The following is a 19460-nucleotide window of genomic DNA, read 5'->3' as shown; positions in this document are numbered from 1 at the left end:
ACCGTATCAGTTTGCCTCCTATTACCGACCTGGGGTGATAAACGAGTGGCCCGCCGGTCGAGTCCATTCGGGACTCTCTAGGCTTGCCCCATGAGCGACCGTGAGAATCTGCTGGACGAGATCAAGAAAAAGGGCGTGGTGCACGGCCGGGTCGTGCTCTCCTCCGGGCGCGAGGCCGACTGGTATGTGGATCTTCGGCGTATCACGCTGGACGGGGTCGCCGCCCCGCTCGTCGGCCGGGTGATGCTCGACCTCACCGACGATCTGGAGTACGACGCCGTCGGCGGGCTGACGCTCGGCGCCGACCCGGTGGCGGCGGCCATGCTGCACGCGGCGGCCGCGCGCGGGCGCGCTCTGGACGCCTTCGTCGTCCGCAAGGCGGGCAAGGCGCACGGCTTGCAGCGCCGCGTCGAAGGCCCCGACGTGGCCGGCCGGCGCGTCCTGGCCGTGGAGGACACCTCGACCACCGGCTCCTCGGTGCTCACCGCGGTGGAGGCGCTGCGCGAGGCCGGGGCCGAGATCGCCGGGGTGGCGACCATCGTCGACCGCGGCGCGGCGGCGGCGATCGAGGCGGCCGGGCTGGCCTACCGCACGGCCTACACGCTGACCGATCTCGGTCTGGACTAACAGGTCAGGGCGCCGGGCGGCGCTTGACGGTGAGGGTCTGGCGCTCCCCGGCCTTGCCTGGGGAGCGCGGCTCGCCGTTGACCTCGACGTACACGGTGGAGGCGTCGCCGAGCACCACGTCCAGGGCCGGCTGGAAGTACGCCGCCCGCTGGCCGCTGGACAGGTCGCGGTCTTCGACCACGTCACCCCCGGTGACCCGGACGAACAGCGGGCAGCTGTCGGCGTGGCACTCGACGAACACGGTGGGCACCTCGGCGCCCGAGGCGGTCCGCGCGGCGGTCGCGACGGGGGACACGGATATGGACCCGGAAGTGGACGCGGAAGTGGACGCGGAAGTGGACGCGGACGGGGACGTCGCCGTGGACGGAAGCAGGTCGGCGGCGGGGGGCGCGGTCGTGGCGGCGGCGCCCGTCGGCGCCGGTTCGGCGTCGGAGCTCAGCGAGCCGACGAGGGACAGGACGCCCAGCACGATGAGCCCGAGCAGCACCAGGATCGCCAGGCCCACGAGCAGCAGGCGGGCGAAGCCCAAAGGGTCGGACCTGTGGCGTCCCACATATCGCAGGTTAGCGCTTGTGCGGCCCCCGATGGCCGCTAACCAGGAGTTCCTCGCGCACCGGCATGGCCGCCGGTGACCGCGCGCGGCGGGGCCGGCGGCACCGCGGCCGGACGTCCTTGGTCACCGGCCCGGTGACCAAGTGCCTCTAGAACGGCGGAGCAGCGTCGCGGTGGTGGCGTCCGCGGGGCTCGGTGACCGGGCCGGCGATCGGGCCGGCGATCGGGTCGGTGACCGTCTTGGGCTCTTTGCGGCTCTTGATGATCTCGCGGATGATCGGGATCACCGACAGGAGGATGATCACCGCGGCGCCGGGCAGGATGTAGCGGTCGACGTTCGGGATGGCGTTGCCCGCGAAGTAGCCGATGAGCAGCATCGACTCGGTCCACAGGACGCCGCCCACGATGTTCCACAAGAAGAACCGGGGAGCGGGCATGCCGAGCATGCCGGCCACCGGGTTGAGGAACGTGCGGACGATCGGGATGAACCTGGCCAGCACCACGGCCTTCGACGGGCCGAACTTCTGGAAGTAGTGCTCGGCCTTCTCGACGTACTCACGTTTGAACAGGCGTGAGTCGGGCCGGGAGAACAGCCGCGGGCCGGTCTTGGCGCCGATGTAGTGGCCGAGCTGCGCCCCCGCGACCGCGCACAGCGGCGCGCAGACCAGCAGGACCGGCAGCGGGAACGGCGCGGCGAGGCCGACCGAGGAGGCGACCGCCGCGGACGCCCCCATGCCGGCGACCACGAGCAGCGAGTCACCGGGCAGGAAGAACCCGATGAGCAGGCCCGTCTCGGCGAAGATGATCGCCAGGATGCCGATGAGCCCGAAGGTGACGATCCACCACTGGGCGTCGAGAAGATTTGTGAGGTCCATCACCGACGAGGGTACCGCTGGCAGGCGGCTCCGGGGTGCGAGAGGGTAGTACCTGAGGGCGAAGACCACGATGTCGGGGCGGCCCGCACCGGGCCGGTACACCAGACCGGCAGGTGAACGGAAGGGAACGCCGGGCCCAAACAGGAGCCGGGCTCCTCCTTCCTGGAACGCCGCCGCTTCGGAATACTTGCCCAAGGGTGCGTTGAGCCCTCCACCAGCCTGTTCGTTCCTCCTAGGGAGATGACTTCCGATGCCTATCGCGACCCCAGAGGTCTACGCCGAGATGCTCGACCGGGCCAAGGCCAATGGTTTCGCATATCCGGCGATCAACGTGACCTCTTCGCAGACGTTGAACGCCGCGCTGCGCGGTTTCGCCGAGGCCGAGAGCGACGGCATCATCCAGGTGTCGACCGGCGGCGCCGAGTACCTTTCGGGCTCGACGGTGAAGGACATGGTGACCGGGTCGGTCGCGCTGGCCGAGTACGCCCGCGTGGTGGCCGAGAAGTACCCGGTGACCGTGGCCCTGCACACCGACCACTGCCAGAAGGAGAAGCTCGACAACTTCGTCCGGCCGCTCATCGAGATCTCGCTCGAGCGCATCGCCCAGGGCAAGGACCCGCTGTTCCAGTCGCACATGTGGGACGGCTCGGCCTGCCCGCTGGACGAGAACCTCCAGATCGCCCGTGAACTGCTCGAGAAGGCCAGCGCGGCGAACATCGTCCTGGAGGCCGAGATCGGCGTCGTCGGCGGCGAGGAGGACGGCGTCGTCGGCGAGATGAACGAGAAGCTCTACAGCACGCCCGAGGACGCCCTGGCCACCGCCGAGGCGCTCGGCCTGGGCGACCGCGGCCGCTACATGCTGGCCGCCACGTTCGGCAACGTGCACGGCGTCTACAAGCCGGGCCACGTCAAGCTGCGCCCGAGCGTGCTGAAGGACATCCAGGACGCCGTCGGCGCCAAGTACGGCGTCGAGAAGCCGTTCCACCTGGTCTTCCACGGCGGCTCCGGCTCCTCGCTGGAGGAGATCCGCGAGGCGATCTCCTACGGCGTGGTGAAGATGAACATCGACACCGACACCCAGTACGCCTTCACCCGCCCGGTCGCCGACCACATGTTCCGGAAGTACGACGGCGTGCTGAAGGTCGACGGCGACGTGGGCAGTAAGAAGGACTACGACCCCCGTTCCTGGGGCAAGTCGGCCGAGGGCGGCATGGCGGCGCGCGTGAGGGAGGCGTGCGAGCACCTGCTCTCCGCCGGCACGCGCCTGTCCTGACCCGGTGGCGATCTTCCAGTAGAAGACCGCCCTGACACGCAGGGAACGGGCAGGTCGCATGACCTGCCCGTTCCATGGGAATTTCCTGAGAGAAAGCGTAAAAAGAGATGACTACGCGGCTGATGTAACGATTAAGTGGTTAGCATGAGCTAAATGTTCATCTCTTCCCGAGCGCACCCATATGTGTGCGGTGCCATCGGAAAGTGGGATGCACGCGTGGTGGACCGGCTGCTGTCGGCCTCACCGCGAGGGCTCGACGAAGTGCACCGTTCCCCGCTCGCCGTCCTGTGGTCGACCGGCGAGCCCGAGAACTGGTCGTCCGGTCCCCGTTCGGGATTCCTGTGGTGGTCCCAGGCCGGCGGGCTGCCGCAGCCGCACTCCTGGCAGGACGCCGCCGAGCGCCGCATGGCCGCCGGGCTGGTCGTCGACCGGCGGGACGCCGTCCTGCACACCGACGCCCTCGGCCTCAACGAGCTGCTCGTCCGTCCCCTCGGGGACGCCCTCTACTTCTCCGCCCGCCTCGACCCGCTCGTCCGGCTGGACGACGCCCCGCTCCACATGGACTGGTCGGCCTGGGCGAACCTGCTGGTGATGTTGACGCCGCTCGCGGAGGAGACGCCGTTCCGCGAGATCAGGCGCCTGGCCCCGGCGACCGCCTGGCGAGCCGGCCTCGGAGCGGGCGGGCCGCGCGCCGAGAGCTTCGAGCCGGCGTGGCTGTCGGCCGGCCCCGGCAAGCCGCCGGCGCCCGAGGACATGGTGGACCTGATCGCGGCGCGCATCCCGCACCGCGCGGGCCCGGTGGCGATCGGGCTGAGCGGCGGCTGGGACTCGCGGCTGCTGGCCTCGCTCGCCGCCCGCCGGCCCGGCGCGCGGCTCGAGGCGTGGACGACCAGCACCGACGACGGCCTGGACCTGGACATCTCCCACGCCCGCGCCGTGGCCGCGGCGCTCGGCCTGCCGCACCACGTGGTGGTCCCGGGGCCGGAGGCGTGGCTGGAGGAGCACCGGGTGGTGTGGCGGCGCACGGAGTACCAGACCATGCACCACGGCTGGGCGATGCCGTACGCGCGGGCCGTGCACGGGCTGCGGGCGCCGCTGATCGACGGCTGCCTCGGCGACGGCCTGCTGAGAAGGGGCGGCCCCGCGCCCGGCGAGGACGGCGCGGGCGCCGCCGGTGCCAGCGCGGGCGAGCGGGCGCGCGCCGCGATCTGGCGGTCCCTGTCCGGGCACTTCCCCCGGCACCCGGAGCTCTGGGCGTCTGGGGTGGGCGACGCCCTGGCCGACCTGAGCCTGACGGCGTTCCACCGGGTGACGCGCCCGGTGGAGGGGCACCACGCCATGCCGGTGCTGGCCCGGCTGCTGACCCGCTACCGGGGGATCTACTCCTCGCCGACCCGGCTGCTCGGGCCGGAGGCGGAGGTGTGGCTGCCGTTCGCCGGGCCGGACGTGGTCACCGCGGCCCTCGGCGTCCCGATGTCCGCGCGCGAGGACCACGCGTATTACCGGGCGATGCTCGGGTACGGGGCACCGGATGTGGCCGCGCTCCCCTCCACCAACGACCCCGGCGACCGGCCCGCGCCCGGACCCCGGCGCGCGACCACCCCCGCCGCGCTCGCCGCGCTCACCGAGGACATCGCGGCGAGCGAGGAGGCGCGCACGCTCCTCGGCCCGCGATTACTCGCGACCCTGCACGACCCCGAGGCACGCGCGCGACAGGCGCGCTGGTCGGGACCGCTCTACGTCCTTCAGTGGGCGAGCATGCTCGCTCGCTGGCGCGGTGAGTACGGCTCCCGCGTCTCCTGGGAGCCCTTTACCTGACACTGCATACTCTGGGATCCCCTGCCTGAAACATCCAGAAAGGGAACATATGCGGACATTATCCCCACGCCTCCTGCTGATCATCAGCGGCGCCCTCGCGGCCGCCGTCGTGATCACGCTGGTGCTGCTGTCCGCTACGGGGGTCGTCCCCCCGATCACCGCGGTGGAACTGGCCCTGTCCGTCCTGACCCTGGCCGCGGCCGCCGTGATCGTCCTCGGCGCGCGCAGGACCGACGGCAAGGCGCTGCGCATCGACGCGCGGACCAAGCGCCAGGAGGCCGCCCTCGCCCGGACCGAGCAGAGCGTCACGCGCCTGACGACCGCGCTCGACGGGCTCGCCGGCCGCCTGGAGGACGCCGCCCGGGAGCAGTCCCGCACCGTGCTGGCGGCGCTCGGCGAGGACCGCGTGGAACTCACCGCGCAGACCGGACGGCTCGACCGGCTCGCCGGCACGGCGTCCCGCATCGAGACCACGCTGCGCCAGGGCGCCGGCGACCTTGAGGACCTGCGCAAGCTCCGGCACGACCACGAACAGCTCACCGCGCTCACCAGCACCGCCGTCCGAGACCTCGGCGACCGGCTGGAGGCGCTCGCCGGAGCGGTGCGGGAGGGGCACGCGGACCTGGCCCGGTCGGCCCGCCACGACTACGCACAGCTCGAAGCGCTCATCGACGTGCGGGCGCTGCTGGAGCCGCGCGCGCCGCTCCCCCGGCTGCGCGGCTGGGCGGCCTCGCCCGACGTCCTGCGCCTGCTCGTGGAGCGCGTCGCGGCGGACCACACCAAGCTCATCGTGGAGTGCGGCAGCGGGGCCTCCAGCGTCTGGCTCGGGTACGCCGTCCAGCGGTTCGGCGCGGGACGCGTCGTCGCCCTGGAGCACGACGAGCGCTTCGCCGAGGCGTCCAGGGATCTGGTCGCCGCCCACGGCCTGCAGGACGTCGTCGAGGTGCGCCACGCCCCGCTCACCACCTGGACCGCCCCGCGGACCGACTCAGGCGAGGCCGGCGCCTCCGGCGGCGAGAGCTGGCCCTGGTACGACACCGGCGCCGTGGAGGATCTGCACGGCGTCGGCCTGGTGTTCGTGGACGGCCCCCCGGGGGCCACCGCCCCGCTGGCGCGCTACCCGGCGCTGCCGGTGCTGCTGCCGCGCTGCGCGGCGGACGCCTGGTTCGTGGTGGACGACACCGTCCGCCCCGACGAGCGCGAGGTCGCCGACCGCTGGCTCAGAGAGCACCCGGAGCTGACCGGCTCCGCCTACCCGGCCGAGAAGGGCGCCATGATCCTCAGGCGGACCCCCCGATGAACCCCCCGCACCGTCGCGGCCGCCGTGATCCTCACGCGGACCGTCCCATGAACCTCCCACGCCGCCGTGGCCGCCCTGACCCTCAGGCGGACCGCCTTATGAACCTCCCGCGCCGTCCCGGTCGCCCTGGAGGCCCGGCATGACCACCGAGCTCACACCGTCCGGGATGTCCGCCGACCTGACCCGGGGAGGCGGCAAGGTCGCCGTGGCCGTCGCCGGGGTGGAGACCTCCGACCTGGACGGCCTGCTCCCGGGCGTGGCCTTCGAGGCGGCGGACGTGGACAGCATGGGACCGGAGCCGTGGGCCACCGCCGAGCCCTCCGCCGTGCTGGTCGTCGCGCGCACCCCCACCGACCTGCGCCGGGCGGTGACCCTGAGCGGGGAACTGCCCGCGGCGCCCATGATCGGCGTGATCGTCGTGGAGTCGCCGCCCTGGTGCGACGCCCCCGGCGTGCCGCTGTCGCCCGGGCTCGGGCGCCGCTTCCTGCGGGACGTCGGCGTCTCCCGGTACGGCAGCACCGGCTGGCGGGTGAAGGCGCGCTTCTCCGAGCCGCGACCGGCCGGAGAGGTCGCCGCCGCCGTGGCCAGGAGCTTCGGCGGCCACCACCTGAGCGGGTACCCGCTGCCCATGGCCGGGCTGGCCGGTCCGGGCCTGGCCGACTGGCGGCCGGGCGACCCGAACGTGACCGTCGCCGACGAGCGGGGGCCGGCCCCCGAGCGATCGGGCGTGTCCACCGCCGACCTGGCCATCCGGGCCGTCCCGCCCGCACCGGAGTGGATCGACGAGCGGGTGCCCGCCGTCGACCGACCGCCCGCCCTCACCTGGGAACGCCTCGGCTCGCCCGGCGGGTACCAGGTCCTGTCCGGCGAGCGGTTCGCCCCCGAGGCCGTGCCGCCCGTGGACGAGCGCTCGGTCAACCCGCAGGGCTTCCTCAAGCGGCCCGCGCTCGGCGTCGCCGACCTCCTCCAGCACGACGGGGCCTGGGAGGTCCGGCTCGCGGACCGGACGCTCGCCCGCCTGCCCGCCTCCGGCGGCGTGACCGACGCCGACGTCGGCCGGCTGCGCCGCCTGCGCGGCGTCCGCGTCGCCTGGCGGCCCGCCCACACCGGCCCGATCGCCGCGGCCCGCGCCGTGGCCGGGCTCGCCGCCGCCGGCGTCCCCCTGCTGTCCGGCCCGCCTCCGGAGTGGGCCGCACTGGCCCTCGGCCGCGACCTGGCCGCCGACCTGACCGCCGCGACCGAGCGGGACCTGGACGACGACCTGCGCCGCGAGGAGCACAGCGTCCGGCTGCGCCGCACGGCCCTCACCCGGCACGGGACCATGGCGCGGTGGCGCGAACTCGCCGCCCGCGCGGGCATCGCCGTGCCCGCCCCCGCGACCATCTCGGTCGTCATGTGCACCCGGCGGGCCGGGCTGGTGCCGTTCGCCCTCGACCAGGTCAGGCGGCAGCGCGGCGTGGACCTGGAGGTCATCCTCACCCTGCACGGCGTGCCCGCCGCCACCCCGGAGGTCGCGCGGGCCGTCGCGGCGTTCGACCGGCCGATCACGGTCGTCGAGGCGGACGCCGCCGTCCCGTTCGGCGCCGTGCTCAACCAGGCCGCCGGCCACGCGAGCGGCTCGTTCCTGAGCAAGTGGGACGACGACGACTGGTACGGGCCGGACCACCTGGCCGACATGATGCTCGCCCAGTCCTACTCGGGCGCCGAGCTGGTGGGGGCCGCCTCGGAGTTCTTCTACCTGCAGCAGATCGACGTCACCATCCGGCGTGACTGGACCAGCGAGACGATGTCCAACCACGTCGCGGGCGGCACCTTCGTCATCGCCCGCTCGGCCTTCGAGGCGCTCGGCGGCTTCCGCCCGGTGCCGCGCTCGGTGGACGTCCAGTTCTTCCAGGACCTGCTGCGCGCCGGCGGGGCCATCTACCGGACGCACGGCCTGGGGTTCGTCGCCCGCAGGGCGGCGCGCGGCAGGCACACCTGGCAGGAGCCGATCGGCTACTTCCTGGCCAGGGCCAAGGACCAGTGGCGGGGATTCAGGCCGAGCCGACTGATGGAGTGGGAGCAGTGACGCAGCAGCCGACCGGGCCCGAGCGAACGGCCCAGCCGCGGATCCGGCACAACGACTACGGGGTGCTCACGCCGCCCGAGCCCGGAGCCTGGACGCCCCGGCTGTCGGTCAGCGTGGTGATCGCCGCCTACGGCCACCAGGACAAGCTTGACCTCACCCTCGCCGCCCTCGCGGCGCAGAGCTACCCCCGGCACCTGCTGGAGGTCGTGGTCGTCGACGACGGGACGACGCCCGCGCTGCGCCTGCCCGAGATCACGCCCGAGAACACCCGGCTGATCACCACGCGGCCGGGGGCCCGCGGGCGCTCCGACGCCCGCAACGCCGGGCTGGCCGTCGCCGGCGGTGACGTCGTCCACTGGCTGGACGCCGACATGGTTACCTTCCACGACGAGGTGGAGGCGCACATGCGCTGGCACCACCTCGCCGACTACCTCGTGGTCATGGGATACGTGCGGTACGTCGACCACCGGCCGGGCGGCCCGGCCCCCGCCGAGGTGCGCGCGGCGGTGGAGGCCGGGGCCACCGAGCTGCTCTTCGACGAGGCCGCGAGCGAGGCGCACTCCTGGATCGTGGACCTGGCCGAGCGGACCGACGGGCTGCGCACCGCGGGCGACACCGCCTACCGCGTCCACGTGACCAACGCGGCCTCGGTCAACGCCCGGCTGCTGCGCGAGGCCGGTCCGCTGGACACCGGGCTGGTCCTCGGCGAGGACACCGAGCTCGGCTACCGGCTCGCCCAGGCCGGCGCCGCGTTCGTCCTGGCGCCCGAGGCCCGCAGCCGCCACCTCGGCAAGTCGATGATGATGCGCGACGGGGAGCAGGTCAGGCGGTACAACCAGGTCTTCGTGCCCGACCACATCCCCGTCATGCGATGGCTGCGCACCCACCCCCGCCGCCAGTGGCTGGTGCCCTACGTCGACGTCGTCGTCCAGACCGAGGGCGCGACCTACGACGAGCTGCGGGCCACCGTGGACGGCTTCCTCGCGAGCACGCTGAACGACATCCGGATCACCCTGATCGGGCCGTGGGATTCGGTGCGGGAGGACCGCCGCAACCCGCTGGACAGCCCGGCCCTGGACCTGGTGATGGTGCGCGGGCTGTACCGCGGCGAGCCGCGCGTGCGGTTCGCCGGGCAGGTGCCGGCCACGGCCGCTCCCGTGCCGTACCGCATGTTCTGCCCCGCCGGGTGGGTCCCCGGCCCCGAGACGCTCCGGCGGCTCGTGGCGCAGGCCGCCGAGCGCGGGGACGGGCTGGTCAGCGTGGCCCTCGACGAGGAGGACGAGGTGATCACCGCCCGGCTGGAGCACACCGGCGCGTTCGCCAGGGCCGCCCTGGTGCGCGGCGAGGGCGAGCCGCTGGACGCCGCGGTGCACGAGGTGTACGGCACACGGTGGGTGGACGGCAGGACGTTGGGCTTCCTTCCGGCGGCCGAGGCCGAGCCGCCCAAGCGCGGCAAGGCCGAGGACCCGGCACTGACCCGGGAGATCGCGCGGCTGCGCGCCGAGAACGCCCGCCTCGCCGACCGGCTCGCGGCCGCCACCGGGGACGGCGCCCCGGCCGACGCCGACGCCGGCGACGCCGTCCCCCGCGAGGGCAGGCGGTTGACGGTCTGGCCGCGAAGGGCGGCGGCCCGCCGATGACGCCCCCAGATGTGCGGCGCACCACGTGACCTGACGTGCGGGCGCACCACTGACCCGACGTGCGGGCGGACCGAGCATGACCGCACAGGCCCGGTGCAGGTATAAGACTGTGCTCATGGAAACGCACGAGAACCTCATCGCCGGGCCGCCGCCGACCCACCTACCGGACACCCCGGAAGCCAGGCAGGCGCTGGAAGCCGGCGCCAAGGCCAGTGACATCGCCGCGCGCTTCCCCGCCTACTCGGCGGCATGGGCGGCGCTGGCCGACGAGTCCTTCGCCGCCGGGCACGCGGTGACCTCCTACGCCTTCGCCCGCACCGGCTACCACCGCGGCCTGGACCAACTGCGCAGGGCGGGATGGAAGGGGCACGGCCCCATCCCCTGGGACCACGAACCCAACCAGGGGTTCCTGCGCTGCCTGCACGCCCTCGCCCGCGCCGCCCAGGCGATCGGCGAGAAGGACGAAGCCGAGCGGTGCGCCCAGTTCCTCCGCGACAGCAGTCCGGCGGCGGTAGAAGCGTTGAACCACCCGTAAGTCGCGCTTGGGCGGCATCAGCATGCTCGGGTAGTCTCTCAACGCAAGAGCCCCTGTCGCGCTTGCGCCAGGGGTTTCGTTTTTGTGCGCGGGAGTTAACCATGCCGGCTGTCGTTCTCGTGGGCGCCCAGTGGGGCGATGAGGGCAAAGGTAAGGCCACCGACCTGCTGGGCGGGGAGGTGGACTACGTCGTCCGCTACCAGGGCGGGAACAACGCCGGCCACACCGTGGTCATCGGCGACCAGAAGTACGCGCTGCACCTGCTGCCCACCGGAGTGCTGTCTCCGGAGGTCGTCCCGGTGATCGGCAACGGCGTCGTGATCGACCCCGGCGTGCTGCTGGCGGAGATCGACGGGCTGAAGGAACGCGGCATCTCCTGCGACCGGCTGCTCATCTCGGCCAGCGCGCACCTGATCATGCCCCACCACAAGGCTCTGGACAAGGTCACCGAGCGCTACCTCGGCAAGGCCCGCATCGGCACCACCGGCCGCGGCATCGGCCCGGCCTACGGCGACAAGATCGCGCGGATGGGCGTGCGCGTGCAGGACCTGCTCGACCCGGGCATCCTCGGCAAGAAGATCGAGGTCGCCCTGAACGAGAAGAACCAGGTGCTGACCAAGGTCTACAACCGCAGGGGCATCGAGCCGGCGCGGGTGCTGGAGGAGTACCTCGGCTACGCCGAACGGCTCAAGCCGCACATCGCCGACACCTCGCTGATCCTCAACAAGGCGCTCGACGAGGACAAGGTCGTCCTGCTCGAAGGCGGCCAGGGCAACCTGCTCGACATCGACCACGGCACCTACCCGTTCGTCACCTCCTCCTCGCCGACCTCCGGCGGCGCGTGCATCGGCTCGGGCATCCCGCCGACCCGGCTGACCCGCGTGATCGGCATCCTCAAGGCCTACACCACGCGCGTCGGCTCCGGCCCGTTCCCGACCGAGCTGACCGACGACATGGGCGACTGGCTGCGCACGACCGGCGGCGAGTACGGCGTCACCACCGGCCGCGACCGCCGCTGCGGCTGGTTCGACGCGATCATCGCCCGGTACGCCACCCGCATCAACGGCGTCACCGACTTCTTCCTCACCAAGCTGGATGTGCTGTCCGGCCTCGAGCGCATCCCGGTGTGCGTCGCCTACGAGGTGGACGGCGTGCGCCACGACGAGATCCCGATGACCCAGACCGACTTCCACCACGCCACGCCGATCTACGAGGAGCTGCCCGGCTGGCAGGAGGACATCACCGAGGCCAAGACCTTCGAGGACCTGCCGAAGAACGCGCAGAACTACGTCAGGACCCTGGAGGAGCTGAGCGGCGCGCCCATCTCCGCCATCGGCGTCGGCCCCGGCCGCACGCAGACCCTCTCGATCCGTCCCCTGGTCTGAGGCACGCCGGGGCCGCGCACGGCCCCGCCTGAGGAAGGCCGGGGAGGGTGGACGATAGGGTGCGCCATTGTGCAGGTTGAAATACACGGCCACCGGGGGGCACGGGGCCTGCGCCCGGAGAACACCCTCCCCGGCATGGCCTTCACGCTGGGGGTGGGCGTCCACGCCATCGAGTTCGACGTCGCGCTGAGCGCCGACCGCCGGCTCGTCCTCACCCATGATCTGACCGTGTCGCCGGTGACCAGCACGGACACCGGCCCGGCCATCCCCGGGGACCCCGCCTTCCCCTACGTCGGCAAGCCGATCCGCTCGCTGTCCCAGCAGCAGCTGCGCACGCTGGACGTGGGGGTGCGGCGCCCGAAGTCCCCCTCCGACCGGTTCGCGCGCACGCAGATCCCGGTCCCGGGCACCCGCATGCCCACCCTCGGGGCCGTCCTCGCCCTGGTGGACGCCTACGGCGGCGACGGCGTGCGGCTGAACATCGAGCTGAAGTCCGACCCCACCCGGCCCGACCTGTCCGGCGACCCGGCCGAGCTGACCGAGCTGGTCGTCGCCGAGCTCGACCGGCACGGCCGGCTGGGCGGCGCGGCGATCCTCAGCTTCGACTGGCGCGTGCTGCGCGCGGCCGAGAGCCTGATCGCCGAACGCTACGCTCTGGTCGAGAAGGCCACGCTCACGCCCGCGTGGCTCGGGCTCGACCACGTCGCCGACTTCGGCGGGGACATCGCGGCGGCGGCCCGCTCCATCGGCGCCACCACCCTGTCCCCCGACCGCGTGCTGGTCGACGAACGGCTGATGGCCCGGGCCGCGGCGGCCGGGCTGCCCGTCGCCGTCTGGACGGTCAACGACCCCGAGGAGGCCGGGCGCATGATCGACCTCGGCGTGGCGGGGATCGTCACCGACTACCCCGACCGGATGCGCGAGCTGTGGAGCTCGCGCGGTCTGCCTCTCCCCGCCCCCGCCGCCGCCCTGCGTCCCACCCCCGCCTGACCGCGCCGGCGCCGTTCGGCCGGGTTCGCCGGAGATCCGGGCGGCTTTTCCGCGCGTCCCAACATCAACTGCAGTGCTCGCGGGAGTAGGGTGCGAGAAACTGAAGCGACAGGGCGCCGGAGGCCGAGGGCACGCCCCGGCGGCCGCACGGCCGGGCCCACGGGAGGTCAGCGATGCAGGCGGAGATGTCGGCGTGGGCCGTCGAGCGGTTCGGCGAGCGCGCCGCCTCGGTGCGCGGACGGCTGGCCGCGTCCCTTCTCGAGGCGGCCTCCAACGCCCAGGACGCCCAGAAGTCCTCCAGAAGCGACAAACGGTACGCCTATGGGTCCACGCTGATGGCCCGCCGCTACGAGGCGCTCGTCGACGCCTTCCGGCACGAGCCGGGGTTCCAGGTCGTCCGGCCGCACGGCTCGCCGCACCACCTGGTCGTGCTCGACGGCAACCTGCTGCTGCCGTTCCGCTACGCCGACGACGACACCACGCCGATCAGCGAGGCACGGGTCGGCGACGGCCGGGTGTCCGCGCTGGTGCGCGAGCTGTTCACCCGGTTCGGCCCGAAGACCCGCTTCGAGCAGGAGGTCCTCGACCTCGGCATGGACGACGACGGCGAGGCGGCCGGGCTGCGCGAACTGGCCGCCGCGCGTCCCCTGCTCGCCCAGCTCCCCGCCGACACCCGGCTGATCCCGGTCGCGTACGCGGCGAACGCGCAGGCCAGCCTGCTGAAGCTCTACTGGGGCGAGGCCGAGCTGATCGACGACATGGGCCGCGTCCACTGGGTCCACTGCGAGCAGATCCCGCTGCTCACCGCGCTGCCGTGGGTCGTCCAGGGCGTCCCGGCCGCCGAGCCCGGCGCGGCGCCACGCTTCGACCAGGGCGCCGAGCCCGGCCTCCCCCTCAGCAGCCGCCCCGCGGCCGACCGCGCCAACGGCGGCCCGATCCCGGCGGACGGCGAGCTCGGCGTCGAGCCCCCATCCACGGGCACCACAGGGCGACCCTGACCACGCGAACCCGACCCGCGACCACAAAGCGGCCTGCCCGGCGACCACACCGCACGCTGGGCCACGACCACGACGCGGACCGACCCGCGACCACACCGCACGCCCGACCACGACGACGAACCGGCGAACCGACGACCGTGAGAACGACGATCAACGACCGTGAAGGCGGCCGGGGCAGGCGCCCCGCCAGACGGCTCGGCGCCCCCGGCGGCGAACCGAGCCCGCAGGCCGTGGCCGACGCCTTCGACCAGGCCCGGCTCACCCAGGCGCGCCGGCTCGCCGCGATGACCAAGAAGGACCTCGCCGAGCGCGTCGGCGTGACCCCCGCGGCGATCGGCCAGTACGAGACCGGCACGACCCACCCGCGGCCCGACCTCATCCCCCGCCTCGCCGACGCCCTCGACGTCCCGCCGGCGTTCTTCCTGTCGGGACGGCCGCACGGCAAGCTCGACGGCTCCATGGCGCACTTCCGCAGCCTGCGCTCCACTCGCGTGCACCAGCGGGCCAAGGCGGTCGCGTTCGTCGAGCAGGTGTGGGAGCTCACCCACGCGCTGGAGAAGCGCGTCCAGCTCCCCCCCGTCGACCTGCCCGGCTTCTCCGGCGGCGAGGTGCACGCGGGCGCCGAGCCGCCCCGCGACCCGGCCGCCGCCGCCCGGGCCCTACGCGGCCACTGGGCGCTCGGCACCGGGCCGATCGCCCACCTCGTCCGCCACATGGAGGCCCACGGCATCGTCGTGGTGCTGCCACCGCCCGACGAGGACGCCACCACGGTGGACGCCTTCTCCACCTCCCACCTGCCGCGCCCGATCGTCGTGCTGACCGCCAACCGGTTCGACGACATCCACCGCTACCGCTTCACCGCCGCCCACGAGCTCGGCCACCTCGTGCTGCACGGCGACACGGCCGCAGGCGACCTGCAGCAGGAACGCGAGGCCGACGCCTTCGCCGCCGAGTTCCTCACCCCCCGCGACAGCATCCTCCCCGAACTCCCCCGACGCCTCGACCTGCGCAAACTGGCCGAGCTGAAGAACACCTGGGGGGTCTCGGTCGACTCATTGCTGTACCGCTGCCGCGAGGTCGGCCTGCTGTCGGACTCCTCGACCGGCCGCGCCTACCAGCGCCTGGCCGTCCTGCGCGACCAGCCCGGCTTCGCCAACGAGGCCATCACCGGCTTCCCCGGGGAGCACCCCGTGCTGCTGCGCCAGGCGTTCGACCTGGCCTCCGCCGAGACCGGTCTCACCATGCCCGCACTGGCCGCCCAGCTCGCCTGGCACCTCCCCCGCGTCCGCCAGCTCCTCGGCATCCACGACCACCGCCCCCGCCTCCGCCTCGTCCCCTGAAGCCCTCCCAGGCGAAGGTCCTCGCCTCCGCGCCCTAGAGGGCGCTCCGGCTCAGGCGGCATCTTTTGGGGGGCTCCGCCCCCGATCGAGGGCTCCGCCCTCGAGCTCCCGCCAGGAACGTTCACGCCGCCGCTTGCGCGCGTACTTGTTCGCGGAATGCACGCACGCCAACATGGTCGCCGTAAGGCTCCAGGGTTGCCGCGAACCTACGTACCCGTCCGGTCAGTCGCGGCGAGGACAGCGAGGGGATCGTCGGAATGACGGCTCCCGCGTGATCGAGTGCCTGTTCCAGCTCTGCCGCGCCGAGATACGCCTCGGCGGCGTTGATGCGGGCGAGCTGCGCCGAGCGGGTCGTGCCTTTCTGGGCACCCAGGGCCGCCTCGGCCCGTTCGATGGCCCGCTGATGGCGGCCAAGCATGTGCCAGGACCGCGCCGCCTCAGAGACGATCTTCGTAGAGTCGTACGGCGGGAGCCACGCCGGCTCGCGATCGGTCGGCTCCTGCGCGTATGCCCGCTCCGCCTCGCCCAGCAGCCGCTCGACCTGCCTGACAGTGTGCAAGTCGTTCGTGTCGGCGTGCCTGACGACGAGCGCCGTCGCGAGTGCCTGGCTACCAAGGGCCAGGCGCCCGGTGAGGCGCGCTGGAGCGTTGGCCTGACGAGCGGCGTCGGCGGCGGCGTTCGCGAGGCGAAGGGCTTCCGTAGGCCGATCGAGGTAGATGGCCTGATGGGACATCACACCGAGTATCCAGCCGGCCATGACCGAGTCGTCCGCCGCCTTGGCCATCCGCAGTGCCTGGGCGAAGTGACGCTGCGCCAGCCCGTTGCGACCGACGTCGAACGCCATCCATCCGGCCAGGCACGTCATGTCGGCGGCGGCCGTCATGAGGGCGGCACCGTGCGGTCGTCGTAACGCCCGCGCAGCAGCGGCGCGACCGAACCGTTCAGGTACTTCACCAGTGCCGGGCGCACGAGCCCCGCGCCGAACTCGCGGTCGATGCGGGCGAACGCCTGCTTCGCCTGACCGATACGCGCCACGTCCGCCGCCCCGACCCGAGGTCCCAGCCCCGGGTGCGTCGTCGAATCGACGACCGGATCGTAGTTCCAGGCGGTGAGCCACTCGCCGATCGCGGCGGGGACGAACGGCAGCGCCGCCAGCAGGTCCTTCACCTCACCCCTCGCGACGGGGTTATCTGCTGCTCCCGGACCCGTACGAACGGAGGGCTCCATGCGACCAGGCGACGATGTCGTTCCCGACCTTCACCTCGCCGCGCAGTACACGATGTACACGGCGAGCCGCGAGCACGGTGCGGCGCATATTCGCCTCGTCGAAGTCCTCCCGTCGGGCGCGGTGGGGCGCCATGCCAGAGCCGTACTGCGTGAGGTGCTCATGAAGGCAGGAGCAGAAGCGGAGACCCTCGCCGATGCGGAGATAGTCGTCTCCGAACTGGCCGCCAACGCCGACCGGCACGCCGCCGGGTCGTACGAGCTGCGCATCCTTGACGAGGCAGGAGTGCCCGCCTGGTGCGAGGTCGTGGACGGGACCCCCGACTTCGGAGAACTCGCCACGCGCCTCGACCGTCTGCGGACGAGTGTGGACGCCGATATGCCGTCGCTTGCGGAGAACGGGCGTGGACTTCTCCTGGCTCTCCGGCTGTCCGGAGGCGACTGCGCGGTGTACCCGGCGAGGTCATCGTCCACTGGCGCCCTCGGAAAGGCCGTCGGATTCGCTCTCGGCACCTCCTTGCTGATCCCCGTCCTGTTCTCGCAAGTCGCTGAGATCATGACCACGTGCACACCGTTCATATGGCGGTGACCCGTCAGGTCACCGCCCGTCTGGCCTTCCTCGCCGCCCTGAAGCAATTCCTTTCCGCCTTCTGCGCCGGTAGGACAGGCCAGGGCCGAGGAGAACTGCACAGGATCCTCGAACGGGGGATGTGGGTGTTCGGTGACGCCTACGCGTTGACGGTCAGCGATCGGGACTTGGACATGGTGCTGGCACGCCATCTCAAGGAGATGGGTCGTGAGCCGGAGGACGGCAGGATCGTGGACCTCATGCTGGGGAGGGCCCATCGGGGGAGTTCGGGGCGAGAGCACCTTGTCGTCGAGCTCAAGGCTCCTAGGGTCAAGATCGGGCAGCTCGAGGTGGCGCAGATCAAGAGCTATGCCCAAGCCGTGGCCGGTGACGCGCAGTTTCGTGACGCTCGTGTTTGCTGGGACTTCTGGGTGGTCTCCACCGAGATGGACGACGTCGTGCGACGGGACGCCGCGGCGCCCAACCGTCCGCCCGGCTGCATCGCCGAGTGGGAAGGCGGCATTCGCATATGGGCTCGCACCTGGAGCGAGATCATTGATGATTGCGAGGAACGCCTCCACTTCTACCGCGAGCGGCTGAACCACGACCCGGCCACCGAACACGCCGTTGAGTACCTCCAGCGGGTGCACGGTGACCTCACACCTGAGGCGGTCAGCGCCGTCTGACCCGGTTGAGGGCGAGGTCTTGGTCAGAGCTGGGTTGTACGGGCTCTGCGGCTCCGGTGGGTGTGGTGAGGCGGGGACGCCGGCTGTGCGTGCTCGGGCGGGAGCCTCACCAGGTCAGAGTCGGCTCGCTACGTTCGGTCTTTGCGGTGATCTGGGCGGGCAGGCAGGCGGCGGCTGTGAGCGGTTTGCACCGTGGCCCTGTCTGAGTGGGCCGCCTGGGGTGTTCTCCGTGGGCGGGGCGTCCGGCATCCATGGCCGCCGGCTCGCGTCGCGCCGCGTCCTCTCAACAGCAGCCACATCGCGGCGCAGATGAGATCGCCCGCCAGCAGCGCCGTGACCCAGCCCGGAGACAGACCCGCGCGAGGGGCGAGGTACATCAGCACCGCTGGGGCGAGGAGCAGCAGCAGTGCCGCGACGGCGACGCATCCGAGCATGGTGATCGCGCCGCGGGTCGCCGGGGCGGGCACGCGGGCGTGCAACTCGCCCTGCAGTTCGCCTCGGAACGGCCGGGCGGTGATGACCAGCCGCGCCAGGGCGGCGGGCGGATCCTCCGGCGCGGAGTCGGTCACCGGCGCGGAGTCGGCCACCGGTGCCGAGGCGATCGCCGGCGCGGCGGCGGGCGCCGGCGCGGGGGTCAGGGGCTGGTCGGGGGGCATCGGTGCGGGCTCCGTGGACGTCGGGGCGGCGGGGCCTGGCTCATCGGGCCTTCCCGCCGGCGGTGTGGTCGTCGGACCAGAACTCGATCAGTTCCTCGGCGGTGAGCTGGTGCGGCGGACGCGCGGGAGGGGTGCGGCCCGTGCGGACGGCCCAGGTGGTGACCAACAGCCCGAGGAGCTCGGCGTCCAGCCGTGCCTGGCGAGACTGCGGCGTCGCGCGGCGCGGGGACTCGGCACCCGCGCGGGCCGTACGAGTGGCGCGGGTGACGGTGGCGTAGGACAGCATCGACTTCTCTCTCTCGGGGTGAAGGGGTGCCGAACCAACGATGGAGGACGCCGCGCGGGGCCACGACCGACCCAAACATCTCCGGACGACTCCGGAGCCTATGGCCCGGGACCGACGTTTCCCGGCTCCTCGCCCACCGTCGCCGGGATGTCTTCCACCGGGACCATCCCGACCTATCCGGATCCATCCGGATTTGTTCGGTGGCCTGCGGATTCTCCCAGCGGAACGTCCGGCGCCACGTCCGGACAAGGTGGAATTCAGGTTCGGCCGTCAGATTGCCCCGGTTGGTGCAACCATGACTCCATTACCTGACGTAGATCGTCGATCACTCATTCGGCGGAGGGCATGACTGGACATCACCCCGGCGTGGCGGCCTTCATCGGCCGGCTGAACGACCTGCGGGAACTGGCCGGCATACCGTCCCTCGCCGAACTACGCCGGCTGTCTCACGCGCCCGCCGAAGATGGCCGGCGGTCGAGAGAGCTGGCCGAGAGCACCACGCACGACATCCTCACCGGCAAGCGCAACGGGCTGCCCCCATGGCCATGGGTGGCGTCGTTCGTGAGCGCCTGCCACCGGGCCGCGGCCGACACAGGGCTGGACGTCACGGCCTTCGGCGGCCTCGCCGACTGGCACTCC

The 19460-nt window shown here is 72.5% G+C and carries 19 protein-coding genes; 13 read left to right on the top strand and 6 right to left on the bottom strand.

From position 1 onward, the window contains the following. Positions 1–90 precede the first annotated feature (90 nt). The gene (pyrE, locus tag ABZU32_RS07550) at positions 91–627 is read left to right on the top strand and encodes an orotate phosphoribosyltransferase (RefSeq protein WP_354842483.1); all 537 of its coding nucleotides are present in this window, start codon (positions 91–93) and stop codon (positions 625–627) included. A 4-nt stretch (positions 628–631) separates the two neighbouring features. Here pyrE and ABZU32_RS07545 read toward each other — a convergent pair whose 3' ends face one another. Together ABZU32_RS07545 and ABZU32_RS07540 are read right to left on the bottom strand one after the other, a co-directional pair. Continuing rightward, the gene (locus ABZU32_RS07545) at positions 632–1180 is read right to left on the bottom strand and encodes a hypothetical protein (RefSeq protein WP_354918520.1); all 549 of its coding nucleotides are present in this window, start codon (positions 1178–1180) and stop codon (positions 632–634) included. 148 nt (positions 1181–1328) lie between these two features. Further along, a complete protein-coding gene (locus ABZU32_RS07540; protein ID WP_354918517.1) occupies positions 1329–2054 on the bottom strand; it encodes a DedA family protein in 726 nt (241 codons plus the stop codon). Positions 2055–2304: 250 nt separating this feature from the next. On the opposite strand from ABZU32_RS07540, the gene fbaA reads away from it, so the two are divergent. The 10 genes from fbaA (at position 2305) to ABZU32_RS07490 (ending at position 15401) form a co-directional block, all read left to right on the top strand. Further along, positions 2305–3327: a class II fructose-bisphosphate aldolase gene (gene fbaA, locus ABZU32_RS07535; protein WP_354842494.1), complete on the top strand. Its 1023-nt coding sequence runs from the start codon at positions 2305–2307 to the stop codon at positions 3325–3327. Positions 3328–3543: 216 nt separating this feature from the next. After that, on the top strand, positions 3544–5145 hold the full coding sequence (locus tag ABZU32_RS07530) for an asparagine synthase-related protein (protein ID WP_354918514.1): 1602 nt from the start codon (positions 3544–3546) through the stop codon (positions 5143–5145). A gap of 49 nt (positions 5146–5194) precedes the next feature. Beyond that, on the top strand, positions 5195–6445 hold the full coding sequence (locus ABZU32_RS07525; RefSeq protein WP_354918511.1) for a class I SAM-dependent methyltransferase: 1251 nt from the start codon (positions 5195–5197) through the stop codon (positions 6443–6445). 139 nt (positions 6446–6584) lie between these two features. Next, complete coding sequence (locus ABZU32_RS07520; protein ID WP_354918508.1) at positions 6585–8513, top strand: glycosyltransferase; 1929 nt, start codon at positions 6585–6587, stop codon at positions 8511–8513. Further along, positions 8510–10153, top strand: a complete 1644-nt coding sequence (locus ABZU32_RS07515; RefSeq protein WP_354918505.1) for a glycosyltransferase — start codon at positions 8510–8512, stop codon at positions 10151–10153. Before ABZU32_RS07520 ends, ABZU32_RS07515 begins: the two co-directional genes overlap by 4 nt. A 115-nt stretch (positions 10154–10268) precedes the next feature. Next, positions 10269–10688 carry a DUF3151 domain-containing protein gene (locus tag ABZU32_RS07510; RefSeq protein WP_354918502.1) on the top strand — a complete coding sequence of 140 codons (420 nt, stop codon included), beginning with the start codon at positions 10269–10271 and terminating at the stop codon, positions 10686–10688. 101 nt (positions 10689–10789) lie between these two features. Beyond that, entirely contained in the window at positions 10790–12073 is a 1284-nt protein-coding gene (locus ABZU32_RS07505; RefSeq protein ID WP_354918499.1) for an adenylosuccinate synthase, read from the top strand. A gap of 69 nt (positions 12074–12142) precedes the next feature. Further along, positions 12143–13063 (top strand): glycerophosphodiester phosphodiesterase family protein, encoded by a 921-nt coding sequence (locus ABZU32_RS07500; RefSeq protein WP_354918496.1) that lies wholly within the window; start codon positions 12143–12145, stop codon positions 13061–13063. 173 nt (positions 13064–13236) lie between these two features. Next, positions 13237–14061 carry a hypothetical protein gene (locus ABZU32_RS07495; protein ID WP_354918493.1) on the top strand — a complete coding sequence of 275 codons (825 nt, stop codon included), beginning with the start codon at positions 13237–13239 and terminating at the stop codon, positions 14059–14061. A 137-nt stretch (positions 14062–14198) separates the two neighbouring features. Next, on the top strand, positions 14199–15401 hold the full coding sequence (locus ABZU32_RS07490; RefSeq protein WP_354918491.1) for an XRE family transcriptional regulator: 1203 nt from the start codon (positions 14199–14201) through the stop codon (positions 15399–15401). A gap of 121 nt (positions 15402–15522) precedes the next feature. Here the strand turns inward: ABZU32_RS07490 and ABZU32_RS07485 are convergent, their stop codons facing one another. Next, entirely contained in the window at positions 15523–16284 is a 762-nt protein-coding gene (locus tag ABZU32_RS07485) for a hypothetical protein (protein ID WP_354918488.1), read from the bottom strand. Then, positions 16281–16568 carry a hypothetical protein gene (locus ABZU32_RS07480; RefSeq protein ID WP_354918485.1) on the bottom strand — a complete coding sequence of 96 codons (288 nt, stop codon included), beginning with the start codon at positions 16566–16568 and terminating at the stop codon, positions 16281–16283. The genes ABZU32_RS07485 and ABZU32_RS07480 overlap by 4 nt, the downstream gene beginning before the upstream one ends. A 58-nt stretch (positions 16569–16626) precedes the next feature. Between ABZU32_RS07480 and ABZU32_RS07475 the strand changes: the two genes are divergently transcribed. Beyond that, positions 16627–17214 (top strand): ATP-binding protein, encoded by a 588-nt coding sequence (locus tag ABZU32_RS07475; protein ID WP_354918482.1) that lies wholly within the window; start codon positions 16627–16629, stop codon positions 17212–17214. Continuing rightward, positions 17190–17879 (top strand): hypothetical protein, encoded by a 690-nt coding sequence (locus ABZU32_RS07470; protein ID WP_354918479.1) that lies wholly within the window; start codon positions 17190–17192, stop codon positions 17877–17879. The genes ABZU32_RS07475 and ABZU32_RS07470 overlap by 25 nt, the downstream gene beginning before the upstream one ends. A 128-nt stretch (positions 17880–18007) precedes the next feature. On the opposite strand, the gene ABZU32_RS07465 is transcribed toward ABZU32_RS07470, so the two are convergent. Next, a complete protein-coding gene (locus ABZU32_RS07465; protein WP_354918476.1) occupies positions 18008–18535 on the bottom strand; it encodes a hypothetical protein in 528 nt (175 codons plus the stop codon). Between the two features lie 40 nt (positions 18536–18575). Beyond that, positions 18576–18821, bottom strand: coding sequence for a hypothetical protein (locus tag ABZU32_RS07460; RefSeq protein WP_354918473.1), 246 nt, complete (start codon positions 18819–18821; stop codon positions 18576–18578). Positions 18822–19460 lie beyond the last annotated feature (639 nt).

It is taken from the genome of Sphaerisporangium sp. NPDC005288, assembly GCF_040607475.1.
Classification (GTDB): Bacteria; Actinomycetota; Actinomycetes; order Streptosporangiales; family Streptosporangiaceae; genus Sphaerisporangium; species Sphaerisporangium rhizosphaerae.
The sequence above is the reverse complement of the archived record's forward strand: the minus strand, read 5'-3'. Positions and strand labels throughout refer to the sequence as shown.

Excerpts from the sequence above, each read along its gene's own strand:
- pyrE (WP_354842483.1), top strand. The coding sequence starts at position 91 with ATGAGCGACCGTGAGAATCTGCTGGACGAGATCAAGAAAAAGGGCGTG.
- ABZU32_RS07540 (WP_354918517.1), bottom strand. The coding sequence starts at position 2,054 with ATGGACCTCACAAATCTTCTCGACGCCCAGTGGTGGATCGTCACCTTC.
- fbaA (WP_354842494.1), top strand. The coding sequence starts at position 2,305 with ATGCCTATCGCGACCCCAGAGGTCTACGCCGAGATGCTCGACCGGGCC.
- ABZU32_RS07525 (WP_354918511.1), top strand. The coding sequence starts at position 5,195 with ATGCGGACATTATCCCCACGCCTCCTGCTGATCATCAGCGGCGCCCTC.
- ABZU32_RS07520 (WP_354918508.1), top strand. The coding sequence starts at position 6,585 with ATGACCACCGAGCTCACACCGTCCGGGATGTCCGCCGACCTGACCCGG.
- ABZU32_RS07510 (WP_354918502.1), top strand. The coding sequence starts at position 10,269 with ATGGAAACGCACGAGAACCTCATCGCCGGGCCGCCGCCGACCCACCTA.
- ABZU32_RS07505 (WP_354918499.1), top strand. The coding sequence starts at position 10,790 with ATGCCGGCTGTCGTTCTCGTGGGCGCCCAGTGGGGCGATGAGGGCAAA.
- ABZU32_RS07495 (WP_354918493.1), top strand. The coding sequence starts at position 13,237 with ATGCAGGCGGAGATGTCGGCGTGGGCCGTCGAGCGGTTCGGCGAGCGC.
- ABZU32_RS07485 (WP_354918488.1), bottom strand. The coding sequence starts at position 16,284 with ATGACGGCCGCCGCCGACATGACGTGCCTGGCCGGATGGATGGCGTTC.
- ABZU32_RS07475 (WP_354918482.1), top strand. The coding sequence starts at position 16,627 with ATGCGACCAGGCGACGATGTCGTTCCCGACCTTCACCTCGCCGCGCAG.
- ABZU32_RS07465 (WP_354918476.1), bottom strand. The coding sequence starts at position 18,535 with ATGCCCCCCGACCAGCCCCTGACCCCCGCGCCGGCGCCCGCCGCCGCG.
- ABZU32_RS07460 (WP_354918473.1), bottom strand. The coding sequence starts at position 18,821 with ATGCTGTCCTACGCCACCGTCACCCGCGCCACTCGTACGGCCCGCGCG.